16 protein-coding genes and 1 pseudogene are annotated in these 19,245 nt (G+C 48.9%); 9 read left to right on the top strand and 8 right to left on the bottom strand.

The window, feature by feature from the left end:
* Window positions 1-24: 24 nt before the first annotated feature.
* A complete protein-coding gene (locus JNUCC31_RS20990) occupies window positions 25-918 on the bottom strand; it encodes a WYL domain-containing protein (protein WP_192264363.1) in 894 nt (297 codons plus the stop codon).
* A complete protein-coding gene (locus JNUCC31_RS20995; protein ID WP_192264368.1) occupies window positions 866-2,221 on the bottom strand; it encodes a helix-turn-helix transcriptional regulator in 1,356 nt (451 codons plus the stop codon). The genes JNUCC31_RS20990 and JNUCC31_RS20995 overlap by 53 nt, the downstream gene beginning before the upstream one ends.
* Before the next feature lie 423 nt (window positions 2,222-2,644).
* Between JNUCC31_RS20995 and JNUCC31_RS21000 the strand changes: the two genes are divergently transcribed.
* From JNUCC31_RS21000 to JNUCC31_RS21010, 3 genes are all read left to right on the top strand, one after another.
* Window positions 2,645-4,138 carry a TROVE domain-containing protein gene (locus JNUCC31_RS21000; RefSeq protein WP_192264371.1) on the top strand — a complete coding sequence of 498 codons (1,494 nt, stop codon included), beginning with the start codon at window positions 2,645-2,647 and terminating at the stop codon, window positions 4,136-4,138.
* Between the two features lie 79 nt (window positions 4,139-4,217).
* Complete coding sequence (locus tag JNUCC31_RS21005; protein WP_192264374.1) at window positions 4,218-5,024, top strand: nucleotidyltransferase domain-containing protein; 807 nt, start codon at window positions 4,218-4,220, stop codon at window positions 5,022-5,024.
* 308 nt (window positions 5,025-5,332) lie between these two features.
* Window positions 5,333-5,584, top strand: a complete 252-nt coding sequence (locus JNUCC31_RS21010; protein WP_192264376.1) for an RNA-binding protein — start codon at window positions 5,333-5,335, stop codon at window positions 5,582-5,584.
* 184 nt (window positions 5,585-5,768) lie between these two features.
* Here the strand turns inward: JNUCC31_RS21010 and JNUCC31_RS21015 are convergent, their stop codons facing one another.
* On the bottom strand, window positions 5,769-6,689 hold the full coding sequence (locus tag JNUCC31_RS21015; protein WP_192273203.1) for an AEC family transporter: 921 nt from the start codon (window positions 6,687-6,689) through the stop codon (window positions 5,769-5,771).
* A gap of 121 nt (window positions 6,690-6,810) precedes the next feature.
* On the opposite strand from JNUCC31_RS21015, the gene JNUCC31_RS21020 reads away from it, so the two are divergent.
* The 3 genes from JNUCC31_RS21020 (at window position 6,811) to JNUCC31_RS21030 (ending at window position 9,718) form a co-directional block, all read left to right on the top strand.
* The gene (locus JNUCC31_RS21020; RefSeq protein WP_192264379.1) at window positions 6,811-7,326 is read left to right on the top strand and encodes a mismatch-specific DNA-glycosylase; all 516 of its coding nucleotides are present in this window, start codon (window positions 6,811-6,813) and stop codon (window positions 7,324-7,326) included.
* Window positions 7,327-7,554: 228 nt separating this feature from the next.
* Entirely contained in the window at window positions 7,555-8,127 is a 573-nt protein-coding gene (locus JNUCC31_RS21025) for an RNA polymerase sigma factor (RefSeq protein WP_192264382.1), read from the top strand.
* The gene (locus JNUCC31_RS21030; protein ID WP_192264385.1) at window positions 8,108-9,718 is read left to right on the top strand and encodes a DUF4179 domain-containing protein; all 1,611 of its coding nucleotides are present in this window, start codon (window positions 8,108-8,110) and stop codon (window positions 9,716-9,718) included. The genes JNUCC31_RS21025 and JNUCC31_RS21030 overlap by 20 nt, the downstream gene beginning before the upstream one ends.
* 167 nt (window positions 9,719-9,885) lie before the next feature.
* Here JNUCC31_RS21030 and JNUCC31_RS21035 read toward each other — a convergent pair whose 3' ends face one another.
* Window positions 9,886-10,944 carry a LacI family DNA-binding transcriptional regulator gene (locus JNUCC31_RS21035; RefSeq protein ID WP_192264388.1) on the bottom strand — a complete coding sequence of 353 codons (1,059 nt, stop codon included), beginning with the start codon at window positions 10,942-10,944 and terminating at the stop codon, window positions 9,886-9,888.
* Between the two features lie 264 nt (window positions 10,945-11,208).
* Here JNUCC31_RS21035 and JNUCC31_RS21040 point away from each other — a divergent pair.
* A pseudogene (locus JNUCC31_RS21040) lies at window positions 11,209-12,527 on the top strand (glycoside hydrolase family 125 protein).
* Window positions 12,528-12,836: 309 nt separating this feature from the next.
* On the opposite strand, the gene JNUCC31_RS21045 reads toward JNUCC31_RS21040, so the two are convergent.
* Together JNUCC31_RS21045 and JNUCC31_RS21050 are read right to left on the bottom strand one after the other, a co-directional pair.
* Window positions 12,837-13,892, bottom strand: coding sequence for a Gfo/Idh/MocA family protein (locus JNUCC31_RS21045; RefSeq protein ID WP_192264391.1), 1,056 nt, complete (start codon window positions 13,890-13,892; stop codon window positions 12,837-12,839).
* Between the two features lie 74 nt (window positions 13,893-13,966).
* Window positions 13,967-14,854, bottom strand: coding sequence for a sugar phosphate isomerase/epimerase family protein (locus JNUCC31_RS21050; RefSeq protein WP_192264394.1), 888 nt, complete (start codon window positions 14,852-14,854; stop codon window positions 13,967-13,969).
* Window positions 14,855-14,984: 130 nt separating this feature from the next.
* Between JNUCC31_RS21050 and JNUCC31_RS21055 the strand changes: the two genes are divergently transcribed.
* On the top strand, window positions 14,985-15,872 hold the full coding sequence (locus JNUCC31_RS21055) for a helix-turn-helix transcriptional regulator (RefSeq protein ID WP_192264398.1): 888 nt from the start codon (window positions 14,985-14,987) through the stop codon (window positions 15,870-15,872).
* Window positions 15,873-15,988: 116 nt separating this feature from the next.
* On the opposite strand, the gene JNUCC31_RS21060 is transcribed toward JNUCC31_RS21055, so the two are convergent.
* The gene (locus JNUCC31_RS21060) at window positions 15,989-16,672 is read right to left on the bottom strand and encodes a serine/threonine protein kinase (RefSeq protein ID WP_192264402.1); all 684 of its coding nucleotides are present in this window, start codon (window positions 16,670-16,672) and stop codon (window positions 15,989-15,991) included.
* 361 nt (window positions 16,673-17,033) lie between these two features.
* On the opposite strand from JNUCC31_RS21060, the gene JNUCC31_RS21065 reads away from it, so the two are divergent.
* Window positions 17,034-17,951, top strand: coding sequence for a PD-(D/E)XK nuclease family protein (locus tag JNUCC31_RS21065; protein ID WP_192264405.1), 918 nt, complete (start codon window positions 17,034-17,036; stop codon window positions 17,949-17,951).
* A 157-nt stretch (window positions 17,952-18,108) separates the two neighbouring features.
* Here the strand turns inward: JNUCC31_RS21065 and ald are convergent, their stop codons facing one another.
* Window positions 18,109-19,242, bottom strand: coding sequence for an alanine dehydrogenase (gene ald, locus JNUCC31_RS21070; RefSeq protein ID WP_192264408.1), 1,134 nt, complete (start codon window positions 19,240-19,242; stop codon window positions 18,109-18,111).
* Window positions 19,243-19,245 lie beyond the last annotated feature (3 nt).

The raw sequence follows: 19,245 nt of genomic DNA on the forward strand, positions 1-19,245 counted from the left end.
AATGGTTGGCAGAAAAAGATGACTTTATGCAGAGTCACTACCATCTACCTTAATGAAAGGCTCCTCCCCTTGCTGGCTCCGCACTCCTCCATAAGTCCGTTCAGACTGTACTTCAGGCTCGGATTCAGCATAACGTGCCAATACCTTGGCGGCAGTCTCCGACATTCGCTCTCGCAGCAAAGCATGGTCTGCAATCCGTACCCGTTTGCCCAGAAAACGCATTTTGGACAGCACATAATCCATCTCATTCCGCGGAATGGTCAAATCAATGCGGTACGTCTGCTGTGCTTCCACATATTCCACCTGCTTCTCGAAGCAGGAGAAGGCATACAGAATACGCGACAACTCCTGATTAAATTCCGGCAGGACTTCGATCGTCACGGTCGTCTTCCGATTTTCCGTTAATATAGCGATTTGAGCAGTGTATTGAGAAGCGATTTCGGGTTGAATGGGCTGGGCTTCCGCAGCAATAATACTGTGCAGCTTGGTCGACATCAGCTTGTTGTAGAGTGGAGCATACCAGAGCACGTACCATTCCTTTTTAACCATGGAATATTCGAGCTTGTAGGGGAATCCAAACTGATCCTGGCTGATTCGCCCATTGCGGCCACGTCCTGTCAAACGAAACCCCTGCTGATGCAGAATGATCTGCCGTAACGGTTTGAGCAGCGGGTGAAAGACGCTATTTTCTTCACTTTTGGCTTTTTCGGTGAGGTAATCCTGAAGATCCAAATTTTGCTCTGCCTCCAGCATGGCATGCATTTTGTGCAACGTATCAGGATTCAGCGCTTCTAGTGCGGCAGGGTGATTCAGCATCATGCGCAGCCAGGCCCGTTCTTGTGAAGTCCAGGTGAACAGTCCGGTTTCATTCAATCTGGTCATCATCTGGTAGTTGAACATCTTCTCGAACAGATTCATAATATTGCGCTATCTCCTTCCATTCCTTAATCATCTCCTGACGCAGCCTATGGGGTGCAATCACCTCGCAGCTTGAACCAAAGCTCCGAAGCCACGGCTTAATCTCGGTGGTACCGTTGACTTGAATTTCATACAGAAAGGTTTGTTCCGTTTCGGGTGTAATCGTTCCCCATTGACCTTGCAAACGTACCCGATCCAGAATGAAGTTACGCTGACCATCCCGTGGATGGAAGAATCGGGCTTGAACCGTTACCGTGTTCCCCGTATCCACCAGCCAGCTGTAGCGGCTGATCTCGGCCCACTGCTGCTTCAGTTCGTGCATATATTCGTCTTCGACCGAATCCTGTTCCTCCAGCTGTGTAATGCCTTCCATCCGGAATTTTACAAAGCCACGGCGTCCCTGATATCCAATCACATACCAGCGGCCATACTGATGGTCATAGACGACTTCCAGCGGTACGATCCGATTGGATCGTCCTCCTGCTTCCCGTTCAAAGCGTGGATTCGTATTCTGCGAGCTGTAACTGGATGGTCTTTTGGGTGAATAATAGAGAAACTGGACATGTTTTCGCTGGCGAATCGCACTAAGCAGGGTGTACAGATGTGCCTCGTCCAGAATGCGTGAATAATAGTGGTATTTGTATATAAATGGTTCGGTGGCTTCTTCCTGCGGATAGTTTGCGGTTATGGCTTTTTTGAGACTGTCCCGCAATAAATATCCCTGGACGGACGGAACCTGGGTGTTCGCCATGATATCCACAAAATCATACAGCTCCAGCTGTTCTTCCACGGTTAGCCCCGTGAGTACGTCCTGCTGCAAGAGATAACGATAAGGCCTGCCTCCGGGTTCCTTGCGGATCACCCCGACCTCTTCCAGATACTTCAGATCAGAGCGAATCGTCTTTTCGTCAGGCAGCGCCAGATCGTCTAGCAGGTCAGCGCAGCAGGCGTCCAGCAGTTCCATCGCGGTCAGGGCTTTATCCTGTAAGGTATGCAAAAGGACGGAAAGACGCTGAACCTCAGTCTCTTTCATCGACTTGGCACGAAAAAGGAAGAGCAGCAGGGGTTCTGCGGATTCCCCGTATTGGAAGCGCACGAGATCTGCCATCTCTTTGCTGTGTTCCGAACCGGTGCGTTGGTCCACAACAGTCTGCATGATTTCTTTTAATCGGCGTTGGGTTTTATCAAAGGTATGTACGGATATGCCGAGTCGTTCGGCATACTGTTTGCGGTTATATGCACCGCTCGTCAGGGACAACATGCGCAGAAACTGAATTTCTTTGTCAAAGCTCTCTTTAGCCATGAGCATTCACTCCTTGTTATCCCTTCATTGTAGCAGGATGAGTGACGCGTTTCATTTTAAACTTATGAAGTTTGGATCCATTTCATAATACCTTTGGGCTGCTTCAATCGTTACAAAACGATAATTTAATGAGGTATGAATTTGATTCGTCGCCATACTTTCGCCATGTTCGCTTGCAAATGTGTGAGGCATAATAAGATTGTGAAGCGGGGCAGCAACAAGCTCTGCGGATCAAGGTTCCGAGGCGCCAGGGAGGGTTACTTCGACTGTTAATCGACCAGGTCGTTGGTTCGAATCCAATCGCCGCCGTTCATGGCGGTGTAGCTCAGCGGTAGAGCGGGTATTATACCTTCCCACCTTTTTCCTCGGAACATTTTATGTTGGAACATGAATGAATTAGACTCACACCGGGAGGTCATGAGTATGAGTAGAGCGAAACAATTATTCAATCAACCTCAGCCAACCATGCGCAATCATGAGGGCTACGGAGCCTATGAGCGATTGGTGGAGGAACAATATATACAGCTGTTGATGACCAATACATTGAACAATACGTTTTATGCAGATGCACAGCAACTGATGGACGATGCGATGGTCAGTCATCAGGAGATGGCTGAGGTCGATGCGGGGTTTATGGCGCGGGCGCTGGTCTATGCTCGTAATGAAGGCATGATGCGGTTACAGCCCCTGTTTGGGCTGGCACTTTTATCCAAGGTGGACCCGGATCGGTTTGCGAAGGTGTTTGCCAAGGTGGTACAGACACCGGCAGACCTCGCCGATTTCCTGACCATTCTAAGAGGAACAGGTCGAGGACAGGGCGGTCGAGCGGTGAAACGTCAGGTGAATCTCTTTTTGAACGGGATCAGCGAATACTGGGCGATTAAATACAACGGACGCGGGCGTGGATACAATTTGGGCGATATGATCGCTACAGCACATCCCAAGCCGACAGACATGAAACAACAGGCATTGTTCCGTTATTTGCGCGGACATGAGGTAGATCTTGCGGATCTGCCGCAGTTACAGGCGCTGGAGAAGCTGAAGTCCATCCCAAACCCGGCAAGTCAGATGCATCTGATCGAAAAAGGTAAACTGCCGTATTCGGTGGTCACCTCGATCATGCAGCCGACACGTACGGTATGGGAGGCGTTGATGTCCCAGATGCCGACCTTTGCATTGTTGCGTCATCTGAATGCAATGGATCGGGCGGGAGTTTTTGAAAAAACCAAAAATATCGAATACGTAACGGGCCGTCTAACGGATGCGGAAGCCCTGCGCAAGTCGCGCATCCTGCCTTTCCGATTCGCCAGTGCGTATGAAATGATTGCGAGAGAAGAGCTTCGATATGCTTTGCGGGAGGCGGTGGAGCTTTCGATTGGCAACCTGCCAGCGCTGCCGGGAAGAACCGCGATTTTCCTGGATCGCTCCGGTTCCATGCAAGGGGATTATCTGCGGATTGGCTCGGTGCTGGCACTGGCACTTTATAAACAAACAAGAGGTAATTCGCTGTTCTGGCTATTCGACCATATGGTTGAAGATGCTCGTCCGAAGATGAATGAGAGCATTCTTTCCCAGGCTCACCGGATTCGCGCACAAGGTGGAACAGACACGGGGCGTCCTGTACGAGAGCTTCGGGATATTGGAGAGAAAGTGGATCAGATCATTATGATCACTGATGAACAGCAGAATGAAGGCAGTCCGTTATATGCCGAGCTTGAGCGTTATCGCCGGATGATGAATCCGGAGCTGAAGGCGTTTATCGTGGATATTGCACCATACCAGCAGGCGATGGTACCGCCACGGGATGGTAAAACCTTTTATATCTATGGATGGAGTGAAACGGTATTGACGTATATTGCAGAGACTGTGGCGGGATATGATACACTCGCAAACCGGGTGCGGGCGATGGAAATTTAATTCATTTGCAAGAATGACCCGTAACGGGGAGGTCACCCGTGAAATGATAACGTGATTGTGCTTAAAGGAGGCAATGGACATGACCCATGTTCATGAAGAAATGAGAGAAACGATTAGACAGCAGCTGAGGCAGATTGAACAGGAGGAGCAGGTGCGAATTATCTATGCCTGTGAATCTGGCAGCCGGGCGTGGGGATTCCCTTCACAGGATAGCGATTATGATGTGCGTTTTCTATATGTGAGGCCGCTGGAATGGTACTTGTCCATTGAGGAACAAAGAGATGTGATCGAACGTCCGATCAGCGATCAGCTAGATATCAATGGTTGGGATATACGCAAAGCTTTGAAGCTGTTTCGCAAGTCAAATCCACCGCTGCTGGAGTGGCTGCAATCCCCCATTCAGTATGATGAACAGTACAGCGTGGCAGAGCATATTCGTGCCCTATCGCCTTTGACCTTTTCACCGAAGTCCTGCATGTATCATTATTTGAATATGGCAAAGGGGAATTTCCGGGATTATTTGCAGGGTGAGCAGGTGAAGATCAAAAAGTATTTCTATGTGCTGCGCCCATTGCTCGCCTGCGGCTGGATCGAACGTTATGATGCGATGCCGCCGATGGGATTCGAAGAGCTGGTGCAAGAGCTTGTGCCTCAGAGCGCACCGCTCTATACGGAAATCCATGAATTGCTGCGGCGGAAAAAGGCAGGCGAGGAACTGGATCTGGAACCGCAGCTACCAGCCATACAGGCGTATTTGGCAGAGAAGATCGAACATTTTGAACGACTAGCCTCCCGGATGGAGAATGAGCAGATTATTCCATATGGAGAATTGGACCGGATCTTCCGTTTTGCGTTGCAAGAGGTGTGGGCTCCATCCTGCGATTAACGTACGAGGTCGTGCGTATTTGCACATCATGAGTCTGAACCGGTGGACCCACGTTTTATTACAGGATTGGTGGAGCATGAGACTTCTGATTCCTTTGGATGCAGGTTATAGGGCAGGTTTGGTATATCCAAGCCTGCTTTTTGTCTATTTTTTGTCAAAATACTATAATCGAGATAATTAAAATTAGGAGTTTTAACATTAATATAAATAACTTAAGCCCTATATGTTTCCAATCTGTTCTGGGTAATAATGAATAGTAAGTAAGTAATCATTGGAATCTCACCACGTAACGATAGGGGGTAACCTGTATGGCGTCAATTATTCTGCTGGTGAAACAGGCGGAGGACGATGAAAAGGTTATTTATCGATTCGGACCGAATGAGCGGAAAATGGGACTCATTGAGATGAATAAGGTCAAGGAAAGTGTGAAAGAACTGGAGCCTGTTCAGGTTGAGGGAGTGAGCTCAAGTTTTTATTTCAATCGGGCTGCTCAGCGACTGGTTCGATGTTTGTTCAGAGAAGGCGGCAAGTTTCCGGAACGGACGACATGTGAATCTTAGTTCTTTTAGGCTGGCAAGTCGTACAACGGGATTTGATCCGATGGAATATGCAGGTAACAAAAGAGGTTCAAGCGCATTCCCAGAATGGGTGCGTTTGGACTTTTTTGGTTGTACTGGCTTTTTCACAGACAAACTGGTCCACAACCCCATGGGGTTGTGGACTAGTTATTTTTAAAGTATGAGGTCAGAACGTCTTCGCAAAAGAAATCAGTGCGGTAATCGTAATAATATTAAGCAACGTCGAGATTAGAACCGTCTGGGCGGCAAAGTCGGGCTCGTTATCATATTCCTCCGCCAGAATGGACGCATTGACTCCGGTAGGCATGCCGGATGCGATAATAAGGGCCTGAGCAGCGATACCTTGCAAACCGAGCAGCAGCACAATGGAAATCCCGATGGCCGGGCCAATCAGCAAACGCAGAAATGTGCTAATATACACATCAAGACGATACAATCGAATCGGATATTTAACAATCTGTGCCCCGAGTGTCAAAAGTGCTACTGCGACCATACTTTGCTGCGCGTAAGTCAGCGGCATGGACAGGAAAGTGGGCAGTGGAATATTCCCCATATGAAACAAAATGCCAAGCAACAGCGCATAAGGAACAGGCATTTTGAGAAATCCGATGATTACCGCACGGTAGTTGCCTTTGAGCTTCGCACCTTGAATGGACAATACGCCGTAGGTGAAAGTCAGTAATGCCTGTAAAGACATGACCAATGCCTGGATGGAAGAGGCCAGCGGATCACCACGGAATACCAGGGAATTGATGGGCAACCCATAATTACCTGCATTGTCCAGCATGATACTGTTGTTGAAGGCGGCCTTCATGCCTTTATTCATCCGAAGTGTGCGCGCAAATACAGAACCTACAATATAGAGGATCAATACATATATCGCGTAAAAGAGTGTGACGGTTCCGAGCAACTCACCCGACATATCGGAGTGGTACATGCTCATAAATACGGCTGCGGGGGTAATACAATAGAAATTGATTTTGGCGAGGGTGTACAAGTCCAGCTTGAACACCTTTTGCATCCAGGACCCGACGGCGATCAAGAGAAAGACGGGCAGGACCACTTCAAGCATGATGTCTGCAATCATCAGTTCAGCTTCCTTTTTCATGAAAATTTCAGTCCGATTTCGAAAATACCTCAACCATTATATCATTTTATACACAGATGGAAGATGTAAATGACTAAAAAAGAGAAGGGGGCCTTTCATTATGATTCCAGATCATCTGGATTATGGTTTATCGATCTTGTTTATCGGTTTTAATCCGAGTATCACGTCTGGAGAGACGGGTCATCATTATGCTTATAAAGGAAACCGTTTCTGGCGCATTCTTGAGCGGTCCGGACTGACTCCCCGGTTATATGATGCACAAGAGGATGGAGAATTGCTGAAGCTGGGTTATGGATTTACCAATATTGTGGCCCGGCCGACAAGAGGCATGGAGGATATTACAAAAGAGGAATATGCAGAGGGACGGCAGATATTACGGCAAAAGCTGGAGGAATACCGACCGGACATCGCCTGTTTCGTCGGGAAAGGGGTATACACCCAGTACAGTCAGCGTGCCAAAGCGGAGTGGGGATTTCAGGACGACCCGGTCGTTAAGGAAATTCATGAGTTTGTTGCTCCGTCATCCAGCGGACTCGTGCGCATGTCAATGGATGAGATTGTAGCGATCTATTCACAGCTTGCCGATTTTGTATCGGAGAAGAATAGGGAAGATTGAGAGACAAGAGAGACGCGGCTGCGACGGAATGAGTGATTCAGAAAATTCACCCCGAAACTGTAGAGAATGTGCAGTAATAATAACAATATATTGGTATGCAGAGTTCGCCCATTCGGTTTCACCCGGTGGCGCGAATTCTTTTTTTTGGATAAAGTGAGAGGTTTCGGGAAGTGCTTCCGTCTATATAGTACAGAACCATGCATGGAAGCTGTAGAGAAGGGGGATTACATGACTCAACAGATACCAGAGGAGGAGCTCATTCAGCGTATTATTGCGGGGGACAAACAGCTATTTGCTGTGCTCGTGGATCGATATAAACATAAAGTATTCGGCATTTTGCGCGGAATGGGTGCGAGCCATTCAGATGCACAGGATCTCGCTCAAGATACGTTTCTTCGGATTTACCGCTATCTTCCGTCGAGACGGGAGGGAAGCAGTTTCTCATCTTGGGTATACACCATCGCTGTGAATCGGATGCGGGATTTTATGAGGCAACAGAAATCCGTGATGACTGCTGATCATCCAGCTTTGGAACAAACCAGTGATGAAACGCCTGAGAAACATGTACTGCATAAGGAGATGCAGCGTGAAATCTATCGCCAGATGGAGCAACTGCCGGAATCGTATCGGCTGGTGCTGCTGCTTAAATATACGAATGAGCTGAGCTACGAAGAGATTGCAGATATTACGGACATGAGTCCCGCACAAGTGCGTAATGCACTTTATCGAGGGAAGAAAACGTTGAAGAAACAAATGGAGCGCAAAGGAGGTTTATCGACGTATGAAGCCTATTCCAAATGATGAGGACCGGATGTGGGAACAGCATTTGTTCCGTGAAGAACCGGATGCGGACTTTACGCTTGAGGTGATGCAGAAACTGGATGGAATGTCTATGTTGAGCGCAGAAGACGGGAATCCATTTACGGAAAAGACCTCCAAATCCCATTGGATGCGCCGGTCGGGGATTACAGCGGCGGCCGTTGTGATCCTTGTGGGAGGTGCCTGGTTTGCTTTTGATCACACAGCAAAATCCACGCAACCCGCGGTAAATGCCGTAAATCAGCGGCTTCCAGATATACCTGTACCAGAAGAGATAAGATCTCATTATCTTACGGATGATTACAAACGTCTGAAACCACTTGGTCTGGTCATTAACCCGAAAATTCAAATTGTAGATCAGGGATATACGCTCAAGATTAGCGATGTCCTAGTGGATCGTTCACAAATTATTATTATAACAGAGCAAAGCAACCCCGACGGCAGCACGATACCGGTTGTTTATCCGGAGGCGGGAAGAATTCATGTTACAGATGAAGAGGGGAATCGTGTTGCTTCCATGGCGGTAGATACGAGGCTTAGCGGTGGGGAGTATCAAAGATTTGTATTCCAATTGAATGATGATATTCCAGATCAAATATTTGTACGGGGAGAATTAAGTTATTTAAAAATTCCTGATTATTATAATGTTCATACTGGGGAAATGAAAGCAAGTAATACAACGGTCGATTGGAGCTTCCAATTCAACATCGATATGACCAAAGCCAAATCACTGGCTGTTGAGGATACCATGAATAACACCTACACCACTCCTGAGGGTTTGAAACTGGATATGACTCAGTTTGTACGTACGCCAAATGGAACCAGGCTTGACATGAATGTAGGTTTGACCGATCAACTTCGTGCTAAAGTAGAAGAGGATTGGGCGAGTTATATGGACTTGATTTATCATATCGAAATCCCTGAAACGAACGAGTATCGCATATTTAATGGGAGCAGACCCAATGCCCGTCAAGCCAAGTTTCGGCTCCGAGATTTGAGTGGATTAATGGATGGTGGTCCATTAAAGTTATCGGAGACATGGGACCCTGCTTTTGTAACAGTGGATGCCAAAAATATTCGCTTTGTCCTGGATGGTTACACGATTCCTGTGAAGGAAGAGAACTCAGTGGTAGTTGATCTGGACAAGAGGCGTAAGGATACCAAGTTCTATACATTTGTAGAATTTGAACAGCTTGGAGATCAAATTGTATTATATGACTTCAATTATCGGCCAGTGGAGCAATCATTTAATCCGCCCAAAGGCAGTTTTGAAGGAAACTCATCACTTGTACTGGAGGGAAATGGAAGATTCCGAAATGCTTTCAATGGGGATAAATGGGTAGCGATTGATAGCGAAGGGACTGAGTACCCCGTCGAAGTGATGGGAACCCCGGATAAGCCCAACAATAACGAAGAGAACGTAGTAAATGATCTCAAATTGATCATCCGTGGTTTTTACAAAGAAAATGGAACGAAATTTACCTTAAAGAGAACCGTAGTTAACCGAGAGTACCGTGATGTGAATTGGGGAGTGGATCTTCCGTCGTATACAAGCCTGCCTTGGCAGAAATAACAGTCATGAGTGCCAAGGACGGAACGGAATAAGCTTGGATGAATAATAAGATTGTGATGAAAGGCCCCGCAAATATCATGCGAGGCCTTTTTGGAATGCAATAAGTTAAGTTAAGTTAAGTTAAGTTAAGTTGTACTGACGCTAAGAAGGTTGCCGCACGTTTTGAGTTACGCCGATTCCCGTGGAATCAAAGTAGTCGATAACATGACCGTTTCCTTTGGTGTACCTGGGCGTTCTATCCTGCGCTGCAAAGCTTCGATTGCACGCTGACCCAATTCCTCTTTACAGAGGTTGACCGTGGTCAGAGGCGGAGAGGATGCAGCCGAGGCATGCACATTGTCGATACCGATGACAAGACAATCTCCAGGTGTGGAGAATCCCATTTCCTGCAACTTATTCATCCACTGGAGGGCAATATCATCATTGACGCCAATCCAGGCATCGGGGCGCTCGTCATCCGGCATGTTTTGGATTGTTGCGGCCAATTGGTCGATCCATTCCCCGTTCTCGTAAGGAATATTCCATTCTCTGAATGTCGTCAACCGACTGCTGTCTGCGTGAAAATGGTTCAAGGCCAGTTCGATGCCAATCTTTCGCTGTGCGAAGCTGGCAGCACGACCATCATCCGTAATCAGACCAATGCGGTGACACTGCATCGACATTAAATATCTCGCCACAGTAATGCCTGCTTCCAGGTTATCATGGCTGATGGTATCACAGTTCAACAGGGGCTCCTGATGATCTACGAGCACAATGGGGCGGCCCGTCTGAGCCAGTCGTTGCAGGACTGCATGGGGGAAAGCCCCCATGGCGATGACTCCTGCACACCGTTCCCAGTCTAAATGGGGAGCGATTGCCCGTTCTGGCGGCGTGTGTTCATCAGCGACTCCCAGAGAGGGAGATACAATGGCATGATGCCACCCTCTTTCATTACAGGCAGAGATCATGCCGGAGAGGACGCGCTGCCAGTAGTGCGGTTCCCCCCGGTTGAGCTGATTCATGCAGATGAGGGCAAACGGCGGCTCAGATTGTTCTTCGTTGATTCCAGTGGACACAGTGCCGCTTCCTGGGGTGCTTTGGCGATATCCCAGGGCACGTGCTAATTCCAGCACACGGACACGTGTCGCTTCGCTGACACCTGTCTTGCCGCTGAGGGCGCGGGAGACAGCATATTTGGATAATCCAAGCTGGTCAGCCAGCGACTGGATGGATACTTTACGTGACATTTCATTACTCCTTCATATGTAAACGATTTGATAAATTCAATGAGTCAATTCCAATCTATATAAATTGAACTAAACATTTACACGAGAACGGAGAGGACAGAATTATCCTGGATGAATTGACGATCATCTTCCGGCACAGTACACTTACAAATAATAATGTTATTATAATTTATCATAACGAAAATAACAACATGGCACAAATCATTGAATGAAATTCGAGGCAAACCAATATGGAAAATTTTCATCTCAAAGGAGACGACATCCATGGAACAGTTCAGATTACCGAGAATCCCCATGCCGCATCGGAATTGCCGCAAGCTGTGCAGAACATTCTCACCGAGGCCGAGGAACGGCTGCAACATAGACCAAGATTGCTGGCACAGTTCCGTAACTGTTTTCCTAACACCCTGGAAACGACGACAAAACTATTGGATGACGGAACAACCTTTGTAATTACAGGAGATATCCCGGCCATGTGGCTGCGTGATTCCGTAGAGCAGGTGATGCATTACGTCCCGCTCGCAAAGGAAGACGAACAGCTGCAACGGATCATTGGAGGGCTGATCAAACGGCATACATTCTATGCGGATATCGATATCTATGCCAATGCGTTCAACGAAACAGCTAATGGATGGCACTGGGATGCCAACGATGAGACAGAGATGTCGCCGTGGGTGTGGGAACGCAAGTTTGAACTGGATTCACTCTGTTTCTCCATGCGCCTCGCTTATGCGTATTGGCGTGAGACGGAATTGACAGATATATTTGACGAGCGTTTCAAGAGGGTGATGGAGAGCATAGTAGGTCTGTGGAAAACGGAGCAGCGGCATGGGGAGCACTCGCCATATCAATTCATGCGCCGGAATTGTCCAGCCCACGATACGCTCCGCAACGAAGGATTAGGGATGCCGGTAAACTATACCGGGATGATCTGGTCCGGCTTCCGCCCCAGTGATGATGCATGTGATTTTCATTATAATATTCCAGCGAATATGTTTGCAGCGGTGACTTTGCGTCAGATGGGGGAGATCGCGAGGTGGGTGTTCCGGGATGAACAACTGGTGAGCACAATGGCTCTTTTGGAAGAAGAAATACGGCATGGTATTTCCCTATACGGTACGTACCGTTACCCGGAGTATGGGCCGATTTATGCCTATGAGACGGATGGTTACGGCAACTTTTGCCTCATGGATGATGCAGGTACGCCGGGACTTATGTCGATTCCATATTTCGAGTATGCTTCTACTGAGGACATCGTGTACCGGAATACACGCCGCTTTATTTTGAGCAAGGAAAATCCGTTCTATTATGAAGGACAAGTAGCCAAAGGCATTGGCAGCCCCCATACTCCGCCCGGATACATCTGGCATATGGCGCTGTCCATGCAGGGTCTGACCGCAGACAACGATAAGGAAATGCTGGAGATGATTGAGCTGCTGGAGAACACGGATGCAGGCACCGGGTACATGCATGAAGGTTTTCATTCGGATGATCCGAATACGTTCACAAGGCCATGGTTTGCCTGGTCGAACAGTCTATTCTCGCAGCTTGTGTACAAAGCAATGAAAAAAGGAATCCTATAAAATGATGTAAGTTCAAAAAAATAACTGCCTGCAAAGCAGCCGTTCCGGTTACGAATCGTTCTTTCGATCGCTGTTATCCCCGGATTTCCTGATTGCCTTTTGCAAAGTCGAAATCCGGTGATAAAGGCGAACGCGCTGCTTCTCCAGAATCGATTTCGTCCCCTGCACTGCGTTTGATATTTCGCATGACATTTTTTTTGCCAACATCATTTTTAGAATAGAAGAGTAAGCAGACAAAAAGCCCAAACTGCAAAAGATTCGCAGTTTGGGCTTTGGTTTATGAGGAGGGCTATTCGGCTCACGGCTTCATTATACAGTCTTTAGCAGATCAGCAATGAACACCTTTTGACCTGTGCGTGCACTTTCAAGGGATGCAAGCACCATGGCCATGCTGAACTGGTTGTCACTGCAATCGGTCTCAGGCAGTTGCCCCGATTCCAGGGCTGCGAACATGTCTTCGAGGCAGCCATGGTGCCCTGTCTTCTCCATCACAGGCTGTTGCCCTTCAATCCGCTCACACGGCTGGAAAAAGGACGGTTTGCCTTCCGCATCCAGATGCTGCGCCGAGACCACTTCAGCATAAATGTCATCATGCCCATCCCAGATCGCAGTTCCTTTTTCTCCGGTTACGCGCCAGGATGCCTCCCATGAAGTAGGCACACCTTCTGTGCACCAGGACCCTCGATAGTCAAACACGGAGCCGTCGGACATTTCAAAAATGCACAACGCCATCGCATTGCCTTTGTACCACGACCCTGGAGGATTGAATTCGTGACAGTAGACCGAGACCGGATTCGCACCGAGAATATATCGCGCCTGGTCGAAGGTATGTATCGCCATATCCAGGAGTAGTGGACTATCCATCAGGTCACGGAAACCACCGAAATGGGGTCCAAGGAAGAAGTCTGCTCCTGCATAACCGACTTGACCAATGGTTCCGTCGGAAATCAACTGCCGATAGGCGCGAATGCGCGGATCGAAACGCCGATTTTGCATCACTGCCTGAATGTTACCTGTACGGCGTGCAGTCTGAACAATATCTTCACAATCAGCGAAGGATTCCGCCAGAGGCTTTTCGCCAAATACATGGCAACCCTGTTGTAACGCCGTCATGGCAATTCCATGATGGCTCGCTGGTATGGTGACATCGAATACAATATTGGCATCGGTTGCGCGAATGGCCTCGCTGATATCCGTAAACGTGGGACAGGAGAGGCCGTGCCGTGCAGCGAGGGCGACAGCAGTCTGTTCATACAGATCGACAAGCCCTACAATTTCCGTGTCCGGCCTTTGCATGGCGTAATCGACCCAAGTGTTGGACATGGCCCCGCAGCCAGCCACAACCACCCGGTAAGGATGACTCATCTTATCAGCTCCTTATGCTTCTGATTTTCTATGCTCATGCAATAGAGATCATGTACCTCAGTGTTATCCCGTTTCTATACCGGATTGGGAACGAAATCTCCACCACGGCATTGTTTCAAATATCGTAGGGCGTGCACCTGTCCGGTCATTTCGAGTTCATCTTTGTAGACAGGATCATGCCAGCCTTCAATGTCGATCGTTCCCTGATATCCGTTTTGACGCAGAATCGTAATGATGTCGGACCAGTTGGTATCCCCGAAGCCGGGCGTACGGTGCCAGACAAATTCACGTGGGCCATGAACGCCATATTCCTTGACGATGTCCCAGGCGATGGTGGCATCTTTGCCATGCACATGGAACACTTTATTGGCCCATTTGCGCAGCTGCGGAATTGGGTCGATCAGGCTGGACATCTGGTGGCATGGCTCCCATTCCAGTCCAATATTATCATTGGGGACCGCATCGAACATCATTTCCCAGGCCGTCGGATTATGCGCGATATTCCAATCACCCGTCTGCCATGTACCACCCATATCACAATTCTCAAAAGCAATGCGTACACCCCGGTCTGCTGCCCGGCGTGCCAGCTCTCCAAACACTTCCTTGAACCTTGGAATCGATTGGTCAATCGGTTGATCGGTCAATCGTCCGGTGAACCCGGAGACGATATCCGCTCCGAAGAGCTGGGCGTGGTCAATAGCCCGTTCCCAGCTGGCGAGTGTATCGGCATTATCCCCGGTTCCGGTGAGCGGATTTCCAAATACACTTACTGCAGAGATGATAATACCTTGTTCGTCCACGATTTCACGAACATGTTTGGCTGTTTCGGCCAGGTCCAAATCACCAGTCGTTTGCCAGAAGGTCAGATTGAATGATTCAAAGCCATGTTTCATGATCTGTGGGATGACGCGGACTGCGTCGTGCCCGCCTACGAGGGTGCCTATGCGTAACGGATTATTCATGGTTGTATTTCACTCCAATATTGGCTTATAGTACTTCGTGACACACTCATTATAGCCGGGCGTCTGCCGGATGGCTCTATACAATCTTGTGCAATATTAGTCTGATCTTGTGGGGGAAGGGGGAGAATGTATGCTGGATCTGAAAGCGCTTCACGAAAATACCCGAATTGATCATAAATCGTACCCTTTTCAGTTGTTCCAAAACCGCTGTCGAGAAATGAAGGCGGAAGAGTGCATTTTATACCTGCACTGGCATGAACACTTTGAACTGATTGTCATGCGACGGGGCAGCGCACAATTTCATATCGATAGCAGGCCTTATGTGGCTCACGCAGGTGAGGTCATTATTATACCTGGAGGCGCATTACACGTGGGGTATGCACTGGAAGATGGAGATGTAGATTATGACTCAATCGTGGTCAATCCTGCCTTATTTCATGATTTTACGCATGATCCCGTTCATTTGAAATATGTGGCACCCTACTTGGAGGGAAGGGTCAGGTTTCCGGTGAAACCGGTGGAGCAGGATATCATTTGCCAAGGCTACTATTCCCTGTTGAACGAAGCCGTGGAAGAGATGGCATTACAGCCACCAGCCTACCAACTCGTTGTAAAATCCAAGCTTCATGCCTTGTTCACGCTGCTTGCCCGAACATTTATGCCACACCAGCTTCCTGACAAAACGACCGGATCGTATTTCCCCAATCGGGAACGATTCAAGCATTTGATTGAGCAGATTGAAGCGGAGCCGACAGGGAAAATGTCGGTTACCGAGGCCGCTGGCCAGGTGGGGCTGAATACGTATCATTTTTGCAAAATGTTCAAAAAACTGACCGGACGTACCTTCGTGGAATATGTGAACGGGTGCCGAATGACGAAAGCGGAACAGCTGCTGCAGGAGAGCAGCCTGACCATTACCGAGATCGCCGCCCGGGTTGGCTGCGAGAATGCCAATTATTTTACGAAGCTGTATAAACAATATAAGGGCATGACCCCTTCCCAAGGGCGCTTGAAATAGCAGACTCAGCGTTATCTCTGCACAAACAAAAATCCGGATACTCGCCAATCCCTGGCGTTGATCCGGATTATTTTATGGAGATCAGAACATGAACATGATCTGTTTATGCAAAGGTTTTATTTCATGAATTTCGAGAATAATCGGTTGGCTTTTTTGGAGAGGTCGTCCATTTTGACATTGGCCTGATCCAGCTGATTGTATCCCCATTTGATCGTTTGCAGCATGCGTGGAGATATGGGCGTACCTTTGATCCGTGGATAGATATTGTGATAGGCCCAGACGAGATGCTCCCAGCGATTGTCATTGCCGTCCTGAATGTACTCGGATACGTCGATGACTTTACCGCGTCCGTTCTGGAGAAGTACATTTTTCAGGTGAATGTCCCGCGGATTCAGGCCACGGCTGCGTACAGCTTCGCGAGCTTCGTCCACATCGAGCATCACCTGCTCGGGGACCGGGATTCCTTTTTCCAGACATTCCAGCAAGGTATCCCCGGGTTCAAAACTGATCACAAGAATATTCCGGCCGCTGCCGTAATAGGTGGGGAAATAGGGCAAGCCCTTAAGCTGCTCATATACCTGCTTTTCATTTTCCAATTTGTCCAGGGCATGATCTGAGTACATCTTGAAGGCGTACTGCGGCAAGCCGTCATACGTAAATACTGCCGCATCCGTTCCTGTGCCAATGCAGTTCAGTCCTTCTACATGGCCAATGATGTTCACGAGCTCATTCCGGTCGCTTCCGATGACTTGGATTTGTTGTAATGCTTCTTCCGCCTGGAACCAATCCGGTCGATTCATGGGTGGTGCCTCCTTTTAGGATATGCCTGTACCATATTTTTTCATATAAGATGAACTTATGAAGTTTACACTTGGCTGCTCCGCGTGCAGAATAATCCTTGTAGTTGACGTTTTAGTGTAAGTCTAAGGCTCATCTTATATCAAAGCAAAATCCTGTACTCTATTTAGTATATTATGCGTTCTCCAGTGTGATTTCATCTTTTGGTGATGTTACTATATAAACGTTACGGATTGAATCGGAAACGGTTGCGGTCAGAAGAAAATAACGGAAGGATGCTTGCGGCATTTTTGTCATTTCCTATATACTGTGAGCATTAAGGGATCTCATGCAGATCCGGCATACAGAAAGGCAGAATATCTTATGGCACAATACCCGCAGTGGTCTTATTCGCAGTCGCGGGCGAGTATGTTCGATGAGTGCCTGCGCAAATATTATTATCATTATTATGGAGCCCATAACGGCTGGAAGGCAGAGTCGGCTGATGAGATGCAGGTGCGTCTGTATCGGTTGAAGCAGCTCAGTAATCTATACCTTGTATTCGGTGACCTCGCCCACCGGATGTGTGAATCGGCAGTACGCAGCAGGGAGGAAGGCAAAGATAAACCGCGTGAGCACTTTCTGGAACAGACCATGCGCAAACTGCTCAATCAGGCGTATGTGGAGTCCATGGACCAGGATCAGTGGCGGCTGGACCCCAAGAACCGGGTGATGTTGTCTGAGATGTATTACGGGGACGACACGTTGAATGACCGAATAGCGACGATCAAAGAGCGAGCTTCGGCCTGCGTCGGTAACCTGTATCAGACGCTCACGTGGGAGGACCTGTCCCGCGCGAGTACGGATATTTTGGAGATTGAGAAATGGGATACCATGATGCTGCACGACACGCGCGTGTATGTAAAGATGGACTTGTTATATCGTCGCAGCAACGGCAATATCGTCATAGTGGACTGGAAGACAGGCAAGGAGGATGATTTCTCGGATCAGTTGATGCTGTACGCATCCTATGTGAGGGAGCATTATCGGGTTCCGCTGGAGCAGATTGAGCTGCGGGTGGAGTATCTGTTAACCGGAACACACCGAGAGTTTACCGCAACGGAAGAGGATATCCTGAAGGTGGAGGAGAATGTGGGGCGGTATATTGTTGAGATGCGCTCCTGTGTGGATGATGAGTATTACAATCGTCCCAAGGACGTCTCCTATTTCACCCCAATGCCTTCGCGCCGTGCTTGTCGGGATTGTAATTTCCGCGAGGTGTGCAGTGAGCGTGCTGTGTAGGGAGCTGAAGTAACTGAACAAATAAGTCTTTAAGAGCGATTTCATATGTGTAAATAAAACAAGAAGCGCCAGCCTGGACAGGATCTGCCCGGACTGGCGCTTCTATACGTTCCACAGGCCGGGCAACATGGCGCCGGGTGGAACGGTCATCCAAAGATCATTGGACCGAGGCGGTATTCTCCAGCGCCTGTCCTGCGGGAACATAGGCATGCCCGAGATCCCGGGCAACCGCCTCATAGGTGATATGTCCATTCAGCACGTTCACCGCGCTGCGAATGGACGCACTGCCGCGAATCGCGGCCGCTGCACCGTGGTTCGCCAGCTGCAGCGCATAAGGCATCGTGGCGTTGGTCAGCGCCACCGTAGACGTGCGCGGCACGGCGCCTGGCATGTTCGCTACCGCGTAATGCACAACACCATGCTTCACGTAGGTTGGTTCATCGTGGGTCGTGATATGATCAATGGTCTCCACAATTCCACCCTGATCAATCGCCACATCCACAATGACCGAACCGGGTGTCATGGTGGTGACCATCTGCTCGCTGACCAAGGTTGGCGCCTTGGCGCCCGGAATCAGCACCGCACAGATCAGCAGGTCGGCAGCCGCAACAGCCGCCGCAATATTGGATGGACTTGATACGAGGGTATGAATCTGATTACCAAAGATATCATCCAGCTGGCGCAGACGATTCAGATTCAAATCGAGGATGGTCACATCCGCACCCAGACCAATCGCAATTTTGGCGGCATTTGTGCCCACCGTGCCACCACCAATAACCACAACCTTGCCACGGCTTACGCCGGGTACTCCGGATAACAGAATGCCTTTGCCACCTTCCGTTTTCTCCAGCAGCTGCGCTCCAATCTGAGCCGACATGCGTCCGGCTACTTCACTCATCGGGGTGAGCAGAGGCAGCGTGCCGTTCACCTCCAGTGTCTCATACGCAATAGCGGTTACCCGGCTTTCAATCAGTGCCTTCGTCAATGCAGGCTCCGCTGCGAGGTGCAGGTAAGTGAAGAGAATCAAGCCGGGACGAAAATAGGCGTATTCGCTGGCAAGAGGTTCTTTGACCTTGATAATCAGTTCTGCGTCTGCCCAAACGGATGAAGCTGTATCCCGAAGCTCTGCGCCGGCTGACTGATATTCCCTGTCTGTGAATCCACTGCCGAGCCCGGCGCCTTGTTCAATCATCACCTGATGGCCGGCTCTGACAAAATCAGCAGCTCCGGCCGGGGTCATTGCTACACGATTTTCATTGTTTTTGATTTCTTTCGGAATTCCGATTCTCATCGC

The sequence above is a fragment of the Paenibacillus sp. JNUCC-31 genome, assembly GCF_014844075.1.
Taxonomy (GTDB): Bacteria; Bacillota; Bacilli; order Paenibacillales; family Paenibacillaceae; genus Paenibacillus.